This is a genomic window from Kitasatospora sp. MAP5-34, assembly GCF_029894335.1.
Taxonomy (GTDB): Bacteria; Actinomycetota; Actinomycetes; order Streptomycetales; family Streptomycetaceae; genus Kitasatospora.
Window position 1 is genome coordinate 55,448 of sequence record NZ_JARXZC010000042.1, and the last position, 12,750, is coordinate 68,197.

At 70.6% G+C, this 12,750-nt stretch carries 10 protein-coding genes; 5 read left to right on the forward strand and 5 right to left on the reverse strand.

Annotated features, from left to right (window positions below; all coding sequences use genetic code 11):
- Nucleotides 1-269: 269 nt before the first annotated feature.
- Both P3T29_RS27435 and P3T29_RS27440 read right to left on the reverse strand, forming a co-directional pair.
- Nucleotides 270-494 (reverse strand): DUF397 domain-containing protein, encoded by a 225-nt coding sequence (locus P3T29_RS27435; RefSeq protein WP_280719334.1) that lies wholly within the window; start codon nt 492-494, stop codon nt 270-272.
- Nucleotides 491-1,432 (reverse strand): DUF5753 domain-containing protein, encoded by a 942-nt coding sequence (locus tag P3T29_RS27440; protein WP_280719335.1) that lies wholly within the window; start codon nt 1,430-1,432, stop codon nt 491-493. The genes P3T29_RS27435 and P3T29_RS27440 overlap by 4 nt, the downstream gene beginning before the upstream one ends.
- Before the next feature lie 179 nt (nt 1,433-1,611).
- On the opposite strand from P3T29_RS27440, the gene P3T29_RS27445 reads away from it, so the two are divergent.
- The 3 genes from P3T29_RS27445 to P3T29_RS27455 are packed head-to-tail and all read left to right on the forward strand — an operon-like array spanning nt 1,612 to nt 2,716.
- Complete coding sequence (locus P3T29_RS27445; RefSeq protein ID WP_280719336.1) at nt 1,612-2,061, forward strand: ATP-binding protein; 450 nt, start codon at nt 1,612-1,614, stop codon at nt 2,059-2,061.
- Nucleotides 2,058-2,399, forward strand: a complete 342-nt coding sequence (locus P3T29_RS27450; RefSeq protein WP_280719338.1) for a hypothetical protein — start codon at nt 2,058-2,060, stop codon at nt 2,397-2,399. Before P3T29_RS27445 ends, P3T29_RS27450 begins: the two co-directional genes overlap by 4 nt.
- Nucleotides 2,396-2,716 carry a hypothetical protein gene (locus tag P3T29_RS27455; protein WP_280719339.1) on the forward strand — a complete coding sequence of 107 codons (321 nt, stop codon included), beginning with the start codon at nt 2,396-2,398 and terminating at the stop codon, nt 2,714-2,716. Before P3T29_RS27450 ends, P3T29_RS27455 begins: the two co-directional genes overlap by 4 nt.
- Before the next feature lie 221 nt (nt 2,717-2,937).
- On the opposite strand, the gene P3T29_RS27460 is transcribed toward P3T29_RS27455, so the two are convergent.
- Together P3T29_RS27460 and P3T29_RS27465 are read right to left on the reverse strand one after the other, a co-directional pair.
- Complete coding sequence (locus tag P3T29_RS27460; protein ID WP_280719340.1) at nt 2,938-4,260, reverse strand: cation:proton antiporter; 1,323 nt, start codon at nt 4,258-4,260, stop codon at nt 2,938-2,940.
- Between the two features lie 223 nt (nt 4,261-4,483).
- Complete coding sequence (locus P3T29_RS27465; protein ID WP_280719341.1) at nt 4,484-6,136, reverse strand: FAD-dependent monooxygenase; 1,653 nt, start codon at nt 6,134-6,136, stop codon at nt 4,484-4,486.
- 255 nt (nt 6,137-6,391) lie between these two features.
- On the opposite strand from P3T29_RS27465, the gene P3T29_RS27470 reads away from it, so the two are divergent.
- Nucleotides 6,392-7,408, forward strand: a complete 1,017-nt coding sequence (locus P3T29_RS27470) for a methyltransferase (RefSeq protein WP_280719342.1) — start codon at nt 6,392-6,394, stop codon at nt 7,406-7,408.
- Nucleotides 7,409-7,478: 70 nt separating this feature from the next.
- On the opposite strand, the gene P3T29_RS27475 is transcribed toward P3T29_RS27470, so the two are convergent.
- On the reverse strand, nt 7,479-9,611 hold the full coding sequence (locus P3T29_RS27475) for an MMPL family transporter (protein ID WP_280719343.1): 2,133 nt from the start codon (nt 9,609-9,611) through the stop codon (nt 7,479-7,481).
- Between the two features lie 442 nt (nt 9,612-10,053).
- Here P3T29_RS27475 and P3T29_RS27480 point away from each other — a divergent pair, with 442 nt between their 5' ends.
- Nucleotides 10,054-11,595, forward strand: a complete 1,542-nt coding sequence (locus tag P3T29_RS27480; RefSeq protein WP_280719344.1) for a right-handed parallel beta-helix repeat-containing protein — start codon at nt 10,054-10,056, stop codon at nt 11,593-11,595.
- Nucleotides 11,596-12,750 lie beyond the last annotated feature (1,155 nt).

Below are 12,750 nucleotides of genomic sequence, written 5' to 3' on the forward strand. Positions count from 1 at the left end.
ATGGTGTAGTGCAGCTCGCGGGGGGTCGTCAGCGGGGAGCTTGGAGTCGCGGACTGCCACGCCGACCTGGACGCCGTTGGCGACGATCGCGGTCACCTTGACGCAGGCGCCCCCGTTGCTGGACGCCTCGGAGGTGTGCCAATCCGCGCCTGTGAGGTCGACGGAGTAGAGGGCTTCCGTGCTGACTCGGGGTGCGTGCTCACAGGTGCTCCTTCATGAAGGGCGGGCGGATTCCCTGCCGGGGCTGGTTCGGTGGTACGGCCGGGTGGTCAGGCGACCGGGAAGTCCCCCGCCTTGACCCCGGTGACGAACACACGCCAGGCGTCGGCGGGGAAGACCAGTGCCGGGCCGTCGGGATTCTTCGAGTCGCGCACAGGGACCACGCCGGGAACACCATCGGCGATTTCGACGCAATCGCTCTGCGCACCCGAGAACGAAGACTTGCGCCACTCAAGTCCGGTGGCGGAGGCGGACGGCAGGAAATTGCTCATCATGATGTGGACCACTCCTTTGCAGTGCGCTCGATGAGCGCGATTGATTCCGTGCGTGGCAGCGATTCCGCCAGAGCTCGGCGGAACAGGTTGGCGTACTTGAACACCTCGGCCGGCTCCTCGATGTAGAGCGTACTGAGGAGGCTGTCCACATACACCACGTCTGTTTCGGTCGTTTCAGGAAAGCTCAGAACGGCAACAGGACCGAACAGGGCCGCATGAACATCCGAAGCTTCCGGCAGGACTTGGACGTTGATGTTCGGCTGTTCGGCAACCGCGACCAGGAACTCGAGCTGTTCACGCATGACCGAGCGCCCGCCGATCTGATGCTTGAGCACGGACTCGGACAGCACCACCCACATACGCAGCGGCACTTCTCGCGCCAGGACGGACCGCCGTTCCTGGCGCACCTTGGTCAGCGTTTCGACTTGCTCGGGCGTCGCGTCCTCTATCTGCGCTCGGACGACCGCCCGCGTGTAGTCCTCCGTCTGCAACAGGCCCGGCACCAGAAGCGTCTGGACGCTGTACATGTCCGAGGCGTCGGCTTCGAGCGCGATGTAGTCGGCGTAAACGGGCGACAGTGTCTCCGAGTAGCGGTCCCACCATCCACGCAGACGACCCTCACGGGAGAGGGCCTCCAAGCGGCTCCTCGCAGCGGGATCGTGAACCTCGTAGAGGTCGAGCAGCAACCGGAGGTCAACAACGCGGATGCCTGACTGGGCCGCCTCGATGCGGCTGATCTTGCTCTCAGCGCATGCGAGTTGCTGCGCGGCTTGAGCCAGCGTCAGACGCCTGGCGGTCCGAAGCTCCTTGAGCGTTCGGGCGAGCCGCCGCTGACGGACGGTCGGGTTCCTGTTCACGGGCATGTCGAGACCTCCCTTCCGGTGTGCGCTGTAAGTCTGCCCTCCTCCGGTCACGACAACAATCTTGATGACTTCCAAAGTGGGGACTTGCACTATAGGAACTCCCAGGAGCAAGCTACGGGGAGTAGTCGTCGTCACGACAGATCGTGATCATGATGGCTGGTCACCCGGGCATTCTCATGCCTGCATCCGGCCGTCGCCGGGACGTTGGCCTCCCGGATCACGTCCGCCCGACCGCGCCCGGAGGCTGCCTCGCCATGCCCGAAACGCTCGACAGACCGCCCGCCGTGGCGGGTGAACACGCCTGCTGGCTGCCGCGCCACCGGAAGTCGGCGGGCGCTGCCCGAAGGCTCCTGCGGGACTTCCTCGCTGACATGGTGGGCGGCGAACTGTTCGCGGAGGTGGGTGAGTTGCTGCTTTCTGAGCTTGTCGCCAAAGCGGTGGTGCACGCGCGTACGCCGCCCGGCCGGTTGATCCGGGTGCGGTTCGAGTTCGGGTCCGGTCAGTTGCGGATCGAGGTGCACGACGCGAGCAATGTCCGACCGGTGGTGCGCCCGGCGGGCGGGGACGACGAGTGCGGCCGGGGACTGCTGCTGGTACGGGAGTTGGCGACCGGGTGGGGTTGCTGCCCGCGCGCGGGCGGCGTCGGGAAGGCGATGTGGTGCACGCTCGGTCCGGCGGGCGCAGCTGCGGGGTGTCCGGTATGAGTATGCGGCCGGGGTGGAGCAAGTGGGATGGCGTGGCGCCGGACGTGATCGCCGGTTACCGGGCGGGGCTGCCGCTCACGCAGATCAGCGCGGCCAACGGCATACCGAGGGGGTCGATCTACGCGCTGCTGGACCGTCACGGTGTCGCGCGGGACCGGCGGCCCCGTCAGCCGCTGCCGGCCCTGGAGATCGTCCGCCTTTACGTCGGCCGGCGGGCGTCGATCCGCGAGATCGCCGCCGGGCTGGGCACCAGTTTCAACGCCGTCCGTGCCGTTCTGGTCGGTGCGGGCGTCCACTTGCGTCCCTCCGGGGCGCCCCGAGGAAAGGACCGCCGATGAGAACCGGAAAGAACGCGGGCACCCCGGCCGCCGCGAGCGCGGCAGGGCCGTTCACCGTCGAGATCGAAGGAGTGACCGACCCCGCCGTGTTCGCCCGACTTCCGGACGCGCTCGCCGCGTTGTGGACGACGCTGCGGGCACTGCCGCTCGGCGCGGTGCAGGCCGACGCCTACGAGTATTTCCTGACCCGGCCCAACGCGGCGCAGCGCGTCGCGGAGTTCTTCGAACGCGACGGGCAGTTGACCCTCTCGTTCGCCATGGGCGGGCGCTCGCACGCCGTGTGGGTGAGCCCGGCAGCCCCCGGGCCTGACCGGTGACCCGGTGACCCGGCGGCTCGGCAGGTGGTGGGAGCGGCTGTGATGCGTGGCCAACTCGGACGTCTGGCGGCCGCCCCCGGCCGGCGGGGCGCGGGGGCCGCCGCTGGCCGGGGAACGACCCAGGAGGCCAGAACCGCCGAAACGGTCCAGGACCAGCAATATTTGACGCAGCGTCATGCGCCGCCAGGCTGGCCCGCCGCGCCCGCGCGACGTCCCGCCCCTCAGGCCACCGGCGCCCGCCCGGCCTGCGCGGGACCGGTGCGCTCCAGGCCGGCGGCCGGCCCGCCCTCCGCCGCCCGCCGGTCCTGCTCGGCCTGGGTCTTCGGGTAGAGCAGGCGCAGCGCCGGGCCGGTCATGAAGGTGGTGACCATCGCCATCACCACCATCAGCGAGTACAAGTCCTGGTCCAGGACCCCCAGTTGCAGCCCGACCGAGAGGATCACCAGCTCGGTCAGGCCCCGGGCGTTCATCAGCGCCGCCAGCACACCCGCCTGACGGGCCGGGATCCGCTGCGCCCGCGCGCCCGCGAACGCGCCCAGCGCCTTCCCCGTGACGGCGGTCACCAGGATCAGCGCCAGCTCACCGAGCTGACGCGAACCCAGGTGCGACAGGTCGACCTTGAGACCGGCGGTGACGAAGAACACCGGCAGCAGGAACACCACACCCAGACTGCGCAGACTCTCGGTGATCCCCTCGTGGACCCGCCGCCCCCCGCCGCGCGGCATGACGGCCCCGAAGACGAACGCACCGAAGATGTAGTGCAGCCCCAGCCACTCGGTGGCCCAGCACGACAGCATGAGCCCCCCCAGCACCGCCGCCACCGCCCCCGACGCCAGCACCACGCCCCCACCCTCCCCGCCGTCCCGGTCCTGTCCGGGCTCCCGGGCGGCCAGCACCCGGCGCAGCACCGGCCGCACCACACCCACCAGCACGGCCAGGTAGACCGGCACCAGGACGAGGCGCCACTGCGCCGGACCCCCCGCCACCACCACCACGACCGCCAGCAGCAGCCAGGCCAGCAGGTCGGAGGCGGCGGCACTGGCCAGCGCGATCCCGCCGACCTGCGTCCGCAGCATCTGCCGGTCGGCCAGCATCCGCGCCAGCACCGGGAAGGCGGTGACCGCCATCGCCGCGCCCAGGAACACCACGAAACCCGCCCGGCTGCGCACCTGGTGGTGCTGGACCAGCTGGGTGGCCAGCAGCACGCCCAGCACGAACGGCACGGCGACCGAGCACAGCGCCACCCCGGCCGCCGTCCGCAGCTGCGCCCGCAGCAGCGCGTGCTCCATCTCGAAGCCGACGAGGAACATGAACAGGGCCAGCCCGAGCCCCGCCAGCGCGCCCAGGTAGGGCTGGACGGCGGCCGGCAGGAGCTGCCGGGCGACGGCGCCGTGGAAGAAGGTCGGGCCGATCAGGATCCCGCCGAGGATCTCGCCCAGCACCGCCGGCTGGCCGGCCAGCCGGGCGGCGGCCCCCAGCAGGCGGGCCAGCGCCAGCACGACGGCCAGCGCCAGGAAGAGGGCTTCCGCCTGACCGCTGCTCATACCGGTACCTGATTGCAGCTCACGGAGAACTCCTGTCTCGCGAACGGGTGGGAGCGGCCGGTCCGCCGCCGGACGAGAACCGCTGGACGAGGACCACTGGACAAGGACCACTGGAAAGGACCGCCGGACAAGGACCAAAGGGCGGCCCGCTCCGCTGAACGGAGCAGGCCGCCCCCCCCGGGACGGACGGACGGTCTGTCATGCCGTGCCGTGCCGGACGGTCCTAGCCGACCGTGGCAGCCACGGCAGCCACGGCGGCCGCGGCGGCCACCGGGGCGAGCCCGGCGGCGCGGGCGAGCACCCCGGCCAGCGCGTCCGCGCCGGCCGCGTCCGGCCCTTCGGCGCGCCAGGCCACGAACGCGTCCGGGCGCACCAGCACCGCACCGCCCGGGGCGATCCCGTACGCCTTGGCCCAGTCGCGGTCCTTGGGGCGCAGCTCGCTGCGCGCCCCGACCCGGTGCACCCGCAGCGGCACACCCAGCTCGGCGGCCGCCCGCTCGGCCGCCTGGGCCCAGGGGGTCCCCGCCTCGTCGGTGAGCAGCACGAAGGAGTCCCAGAACAGGTCGATGGTGGAGATGACCTCCCCGCCGCGCTCCAGCCACACGTGCGGTGCCCGGGTGCCGGGCTCGCCGAGGAGTTCCAGCTGCGGGCTGAGCACCGGGCCGCCGGTGGTGCTGGTGATCGCGGAGGAGGCGTACCGGTACCCCAGGGTGATGATGATGTCGTCCACCATCTCGGCCCGGTCCTGGTCGGTGCCGTACCCGTGCCGGATCCGGTTGCGGACCATCGCCTGCGCGGCCATCGCCGAGCCCACCGCGCGGCGCTCGGCGTCGAAGGTGTTCAGCAGCTCGTCGCCGGCCCAGCCGTGCAGCACCGCCGCCAGCTTCCACGCCAGGTTGTGCGCGTCGTGGATACCGGTGTTGGCGCCGAACCCGCCGGCCGGCGGGTGCAGGTGGGCGGCGTCCCCGGCCAGGAAGACCCGGCCGGTGCGGAACCGCTCGGCCACCAGCTGGGCGCCCTGCCACGGCACCTTGTCGACGATCTCCACCGCCAGGTCCGGCACACCGGCCGCCGTGCGGACGATCTCCACGCACCGCTCGTCGGTGAAGTCCTCGGGCTTCTCGCCGAGTTCGGGGTGGTAGAGCGGCGCCGCCAGGTACGGGTCGCAGCCGTGCAGCCGGGACAGGCCCATCAGGGTGTTGTTGACATTGGCGTAGCAGAGGATGAACTTGCGTCCCTTGAGGACCACTTCGAGTTCGGGGGCCTTGAAGTAGATGCTCAGCGCGTTGAAGACGGTGCCCCGGCCGACCCGCTCCACGCCCAGGTGGCGCCGGACCGCGCTGTTCGCGCCGTCCGCGCCCACCAGGTACCCGGCGCGGATGGTGAAGCGCCGTCCGGTGGCGTTCTCCTCGGCGATCGCGGTGACGCCCTCGTCGTCCTGGCTGAACTCCACCAGCCGGGTGCCGAACCGCACGTCCGAGCCGAACTCCCGGGCCTTGTCGACCAGGACCTTCTCGTACCGGTCCTGGCCGCAGCCCATCACCCGCTCGGGGCTGACGGTCGGCCCGTCCAGGGACGGCGACTCCAGCAGCACCGCGTCGTCGATCTCGGCGAAGGTGTTGACCTGGATGATCCCGCCCTCGAAGTACGGGTGGGAGTCGCCCATCTCCAGGGCCCGGATGTCGGCATGGATGCCGGCGGCCCGGAACAGCTCCAGCGTGCGGGCCTGCAGGCCCGGCGCACGCGGCAGCAGCGAGGTCGAGTCGCGCTTCTCGAGCACCATCGTGCGGATCCCGTGGCGCCCGCTGAACAGGGCGGTGGAGAGGCCTACCGGCCCCGCTCCCACGATCAACACAGGGATGTTCACGTCATACATGCGTGTCCCCTCATGAACTTAAGAACAGTGCCTCGTTCTGGGCGGGCACGGACCCGCGGAACCTGGTGTGCGCGGTGAGGCGGGTCGATCCGCGGCACTGCGCAAGAGGTACCGACGCCGCCTCGAGAATTCCTGGCATCCCGGTCGCGCCCGGCCGCCTCCAGGCAGGTTCGAGGGGTGCTCCACGCCCGGCTGACAGCGTCGGCCCGACCGGTTGGCGCCTGGCAGTCAGGCGTCCAGGAAGGAGTCCCACCGATGACGACCAAGGCCCCGGACGTCGGCACTGCCGCCGGGATACTGCGGCTCGGCAACGCGTTCTGCGATGCCAAGGCACTGCTGACCGCTGTGGAACTGGACCTGTTCACGCAGCTGCACAACGCGCCGGGCGGCGCCGCCACCGCCGAGCAGGTCAAGGAGCTGCTGTCCCTGCACGGACGCGGCCTGCGCGACTTCCTCGACCTGCTGACGGCCCTGGACATCCTTCAGCGCAGCGACGGCCGCTACCGCAACGCACCCGGCACCGACCGCCACCTGGTACGCGGGGGAGCCGAGTTCGTCGGCGGCTTCCTGCTGCGCTCCAGCCGCAACCTCTACCCGGCGTGGGGACGGCTCGGCGAGGCGCTGCGCACCGGCGAGCAGCAGTCGGGCAGCCACTACGACGAGGTGACCCAGAACCCGGACATCCTGCGGCAGTTCATCGGCAGCATGGACGCGTTCACCAACGTCCTGGGCGCGCAGCTGATCGAGGCGTACGACTGGTCGGGCCACGGCTCGGTCCTGGACGTGGGCGGGGCGCGCGGCAACCTCGCGTCGCAGATCGTACGGGCGCGGCCGCACCTGGCCGGGCACGTCTTCGACCTGCCCGAGATGGAGCCCTTCGCCAAGGAGCTGGTGGCCGAACTCGGGCTCACCGACCGGCTGGAGTTCCACGGCGGCAGCTTCTTCACCGACCCGCTGCCCCAGGCGGACGTGGTGATCCTGGGCCACGTCCTGCACGACTGGGACCCGCAGCAGCGCGACGAGCTGGTGCACAAGGCGTTCGACGCGGTGCGCCCGGGCGGCACGCTGCTGGTCTACGACCGGATGCTGGACGACGAGCCGGAGCACGCGGAGAACCTGGTGATCAGCCTGGACATGCTGCTGGTCACCGACGGCGGTTCGGAGTACCCGGCCGCCGAGATCGTGGAGTACGCGCAGCACGCCGGCTTCGCCCGGACGGTGGTCACCCCGCTCGGTGACTACGACACCCTGGTGACCTGCTACAAGGCCTGACCCGCGTCGGCGAACGCCAGTGTGCCCCCGGTCCTCGGAGACCGGGGGCACACCGGCTTTACGGGGTGTTTCAGTGGGTGTGCTGCGGCTGGCGCGCGGAGTGCGCCCCGGTGCGCGAGCCGGCCGCCGGCGCGGCGAACGCGGCCCGGGAGGGCCACCAGACCCGCCGGTCGAGCTCGAGGGTGAGGGCCGGCACCAGCAGGGACCGCACCAGCATGGTGTCCAGCAGCACGCCGAACGCGACGATGAACGCCTGCTCGGTCATCGAGACCAGCGGGACCACGGCGAGGGCGGCGAAGGTCGCGGCCAGCACCACGCCGGCCGAGGTGATCACCGGGCCGGTGAGCCGCAGCGCGGTGAGCGTGCCGGTGCGGGTGCCCAGCCGCAGGGACTCCTCGCGGACCCGGTGCATCAGGAAGATGTTGTAGTCGACGCCGAAGGCGACCAGGAAGACGAACCCGAGCAGCGGGATCGACGGGTCGGCGCCGGCGAAGTGGAACACCTTGTTGAAGAAGAACGCCGACACGCCCATCGACGCCGCGTAGGAGAGCACCACGGTCAGGACCAGCAGCAGCGGCGCGACGACCGCCCGCAGCAGCAGCGCCAGGACCACCAGGATCACCAGCAGCACCAGCGGGATGACGGTGCGCAGGTCCCGGTCCCCGGAGTCGCGGGTGTCGATGGTGACGGCGGTGTAGCCGCCGACCTTCGCCTCGGCCCCGGCCAACTGGTGCACGGCAGTGCGCAGTTGGCGCACCGCGTGGACGGCGGCCGGGCTGTCGGGGGTGCTGAGGACCACGGCGTCGACGTCGACCAGGCCGTCCACCACCTTGGGCGCGCCGGCGGCGGTCAGCGGCGCCACCGAGGTGAGGCCGCCGATGCCCCGGGCGGCCGCGACCACCGCGTCCAGGGAGCCCTCTTTGGCGATCACCGTCACGGGGGTGCCGGCGCCGCCGGGGAAGTGGGCGCTCAGCGCGTCCTGGCCGGCCACCCCGTCGGTGCGGGTGCTGAAGCCGTCGGCCAGGCCCACACCGGCGGCCTTGAACTGGCTGGAGTACCCGGCCGCGATGACCAGCAGCACGGCCGCCGACACCCAGACCAGGCGCTGCCTGCGCCCCACCAGCGCGGCGATCCGGGCCCAGGTGCCGTGGCCGGCCCGCTCGGTGGCGCTGCCGAAGACCGGCTTGACCGGCCAGTAGGCGCGCCGCCCGGTCAGGGCCAGCACCGCCGGCATGAAGGTCAGCGCGGTCAGCAGCGACGCCGCGATACCGAGGGCCGCGACCGGGCCCATGCTGCGGTTGCTGTTGAGGTCGCTGAGCAGCAGGCACAGCGTGCCCAGGATGACCGTGCCGCCGGAGGCGAGAACCGGCCAGAGCACCGCGCGCCAGGCCGCCCACAGCGCGTCGTACTTGTTCTGGGTCTGGCGCAGCTCCTCCTGGTAACGGCTGATCAGCAGCAGCGAGTAGTCGGTGGTGGCGCCGACCACCAGTACCGACAGGACCCCCTGGCTCTGGCCGGTGAGGGAGATCGTCCCGTTCTTGGTGAGGGCGTAGACGGCGGCGGCGGCCACCCCGGAGGCCATCCCGACGCCGAGCAGGACCAGGACCGGCAGGGTGGGGCTGCGGTAGACCAGGAACAGCACCAGGATCACCAGGCCGACGGCGGCCAGCAGCAGCTGTCCGTCGATGCTGCTGAACGAGCCGGACAGGTCGTCGTAGAGGCCGCCGAGGCCGGTGACGTGCCCGGCGAGCCCGGGGTGCTTGCCGGCCATGGCCCGCAGCCTGCCCACCGCGTCGTGCAGCGGCGCGGCCTTGTCGACGATGGGGACGGTGAACTGCAGCGCCCGGCCGTCGGCGGAGGCGCTCACCGGGCTGACCGGGCCGCGCAGTTGGGGCAGTTGGGCGGCGGCGCCGGCGTCGGCGCGGACGGCGGCGCGGTCGGCGTCGGTGATGCCGGAGGCCCGCTCGTAGACGACCACCGCCGGGTAGGTCTTGTTGTCCCAGAAGCGGTTCTGCTCGTCACCGGCCTTGATCGACTCGGCGTTCGCCGGCAGGTAGGCCGCGCCGTCGTTGACGACGACACTGCCCAGCTTGGACTGGAACGAGCCGGTGGCGCCGCTGACCACCAGCCAGCCGAGCAGGATCAGCAGCGGCACCAGCCACCGCAGGCGGCGGCCGGAAGCCTCGGTGCGCCGTGGACTCATGGTGGGAACCTCCGTTGTGGCGTACTGGGGTGGGAAATCTGTCGGTTGCGGCGAAATGGTGGCCAGGGCGGCTCGAGCTTCACCGGAGTACCGGGCACGCCCGCCGGGAGCGGGCCCCGCGCATACGAAGTGGCTTGATCCGGTCGGTCCCTGATCGTTTCCTGGCCGGCTCCCGCCGCACCGCCCGCCACCCGGCGCGCGCGGCGCGGCGGGCCCCGGGAGCCCTGAATTGGCTGTTCACGGACATGGAAACGCTTCGCATCCGACCGGTCACGCCCGCCCGGCCGGGCGGCCGTTGGCCTGCGGCGGGGGACAACTTGAACGATGTTCGAGTGTTTCTCGAGCGGCGGCCGTCAAGATCCGGCCAGCACACCAATCGACCGGCAACAGTTCACCGGAACAGCGCCGCCGGGGACTTCCCCGAGGCCTGAAGGGGTTCAGGATGAGAAAGCCTTCGCGGATACGCGCGCTCGCAGGCATGACCGCGACCATCGGACTCGTACTCGCCGCGGCCGGCCCCGCCGCCGCGGGTACCGACTCCGCCGCCGCAACCACGTACTACGTCGACTGCTCGGCCGGCAGCGACACCGCCGCCGGCACCAGCGCGGCCACCGCCTGGCAGAGCCTGGCCCGGGTGAACTCCGTGCAGCTGCGGCCCGGTGACACCGTCCGCCTGCGCGGCGGCGTCACCTGCGCCGGCACCCTCGCACCGCAGGGCTCGGGCACGTCGGCCAGGCCGGTCACGCTGGCCTCGTACGGCCACGGAAAGGCGAAGATTGACGGACAGGGCGCCACCGCGGCGGTCTTCCTGCACAACGTCCAGGGCTACGTGCTCTGCAACCTGGACGTCAGCAACACCGGCCCGGCGCCCACGCCCGGCCAGCAGCGCACCGGAGTCTACGTCCTGCTGGAGGACTACGGCACCGGCAGCCACTACCGGCTGCAGAACCTGAACGTCCACGACGTCAACGGCAGCGACAGCCGCTACCCCACCCCCAGCGGCGGGATCGTCGTCGAGGCGGGCGGCAGCACCGTCCCCACCGGCTTCGACGACGTCAGGATCACCTCCAACACGGTCAACCACGTCGACCGCACCGGCATCGCCCTGGTCTCCTCCTGGCAGCGCCGCGCCAACAACCCCACCGGGCCCGGCACTTCGTTCGTGCCGCTGACCCGGGTGGTCGTCCGCGCCAACACCCTCACCGACCTCGGCGGCGACGGCATCCTGGTGTTCAACGGAAAGGCCCCGCTGGTCGAGCGCAACGTCATCAACGGCTACAACGAGCGCTCCGCCGACTACAACGTCGGCGCCTACCCGTGGAACTCCGACGACGCGGTGTTCCAGTACAACGACGTCTCGCACGGCGTCAGCCCGGCGATGGCGTTCGACTTCGAGGGCGGCAACCAGAACCCCGTCTACCAGTACAACTTCAGCCACGACAACGGCGGCGGCGCCCTGTTCAGCTGCCCCTCGCAGGGCACCAACTCCAGTGGCGGCATCTACCGTTACAACATCAGCCAGAACGACGTCGGCGCCGGCTACCTGGGCGTCATCACCCTGCTGTGCGGTGACGAGCCCGGCTCGCAGATCTACAACAACACCTTCTACGACCCCACCACCCCGAACATGGTGATGGCGTCGGGTGCCTCCACCTTCAGGTTCACCAACAACATCTTCGTCGGCCGGCCCGGCGGCTCGGTACTCAACGACCCGCTCAGCACCTACAGTTACAACGACTACCAGAACGTCACCGGGGCCGGCCCCGCCGCCACCCCCGCGCTCCAGGGCAACCCGCTGTTCGTCGCCCCCGGCAACGCCACCTCCATCAACAACGCCACCGGCTACGAACTCGCCGCCGGCTCACCGGCGCTGGGCAGCGGCACCCCGGTGGCACCCAGCGGCGCGCACGACTACTTCGGCAACCCGGTCCCGTCCGCCGGCCTCAACGTCGGCGCCTACCAGGGCGCCGGCTCCGGCTCCTGACACCCGCCGCCCCACGCGCACGTACGGCGGACGCCGCCGGGCACCCTCCCACGGGCGCCCGGCGGCGTCCGCCGTACGTGCGCGTACCTCCCGGGGAGGAGAGCGGATCAGTTCAGCGGCTGACCCGGCATCGGCTCCCCGGGCCGCCAGACCCTGACCGAACTCGACTGCTTGGAACGGGTGCTGACGCCATGACGGACTTCTTCCGGGACCGACGGCGACGGTGGCGCTGGAGCGGTGCGACGAGGTGGCGTTGGAGGTCGGCCACAGGGCGGGATCGGCTCGATGGTCCGGGTTCTGTGGGAGCTCCCCTTCCTTGGCCCGACAAGGTCACTGCCGGAGAGGCGAGATGATCGTCGGATGTCCGGCCTACCATGACCTGGCTTGCGGCGGACCATGAAGAGGATTGCTTATACACACGATTGGAACCGTGTGTCAAATCGCCGCTTTGAATTGGGTGTTCCGCGACGTCTCAAGCGACTTGCAGCTGCAAAATCAATCAAGCGGTTGGTACGTTGGCCCTGGCCCCAGGTGTCGATCTAGTGCATGAGATTCGCTGGGCCGGTAGAAGCGTCCCTGTGCCTCGGTGCAGGGATGCCGAAGGCCGCCCCATCCCAGGCAAGAGATCAGGGCGGCCTCGGTGTGAGGAAGGTCCCGGCCTATCGGTTCACGCGATGGTTCACCCAGACAGGTTCTGGATCATGAGCCAGGCGTGGCCCGGGTGCACGTGCTGGCTCAACCAGAAGGCGATCTGGAAGACGAGCCAGAGGTGCCCCGGGCTGGGGCCTTTCCAACGGCGGGTGGACTGGCGTCGGTGCCTGCCCATGCTGCCTCCCCTTCAGCGGCGCTGACCGTTCATGTAGGTCAGTCGACTGTGGTCGCCGCTCGAGGAGACGCAACTGGACTTGGCCTGACGCCTTGCCACCCAGCGCAACAGCGATCCTACGGAGCCCCAGTAGCCCCTTTTTGACGTTTGCGGCTGGTGCCCGGAAACCTGAGACTCAGACTCAAGTTCTGTGATATGGCGCGGGGCGTGTCTTGTTGGCGCCGTATCCTTCTCTGAGGTGACCCCCGGATTGTGGACACAGGGGTTCATGCTGCGAGTGAGAGTTTAGCTGCTGCGTGGTGCTGCTGTTCGAACTCCATCGGGGAGAG

What these genes read in the sequence shown, in the direction of transcription:
- P3T29_RS27465 (WP_280719341.1), bottom strand. Translation starts at nt 6,136, where the DNA reads ATGTATGACGTGAACATCCCTGTGTTGATCGTGGGAGCGGGGCCGGTA.
- P3T29_RS27460 (WP_280719340.1), bottom strand. Translation starts at nt 4,260, where the DNA reads ATGAGCAGCGGTCAGGCGGAAGCCCTCTTCCTGGCGCTGGCCGTCGTG.
- P3T29_RS27475 (WP_280719343.1), bottom strand. Translation starts at nt 9,611, where the DNA reads ATGAGTCCACGGCGCACCGAGGCTTCCGGCCGCCGCCTGCGGTGGCTG.
- P3T29_RS27450 (WP_280719338.1), top strand. Translation starts at nt 2,058, where the DNA reads ATGAGTATGCGGCCGGGGTGGAGCAAGTGGGATGGCGTGGCGCCGGAC.
- P3T29_RS27435 (WP_280719334.1), bottom strand. Translation starts at nt 494, where the DNA reads ATGATGAGCAATTTCCTGCCGTCCGCCTCCGCCACCGGACTTGAGTGG.
- P3T29_RS27445 (WP_280719336.1), top strand. Translation starts at nt 1,612, where the DNA reads ATGCCCGAAACGCTCGACAGACCGCCCGCCGTGGCGGGTGAACACGCC.
- P3T29_RS27480 (WP_280719344.1), top strand. Translation starts at nt 10,054, where the DNA reads ATGAGAAAGCCTTCGCGGATACGCGCGCTCGCAGGCATGACCGCGACC.
- P3T29_RS27455 (WP_280719339.1), top strand. Translation starts at nt 2,396, where the DNA reads ATGAGAACCGGAAAGAACGCGGGCACCCCGGCCGCCGCGAGCGCGGCA.
- P3T29_RS27470 (WP_280719342.1), top strand. Translation starts at nt 6,392, where the DNA reads ATGACGACCAAGGCCCCGGACGTCGGCACTGCCGCCGGGATACTGCGG.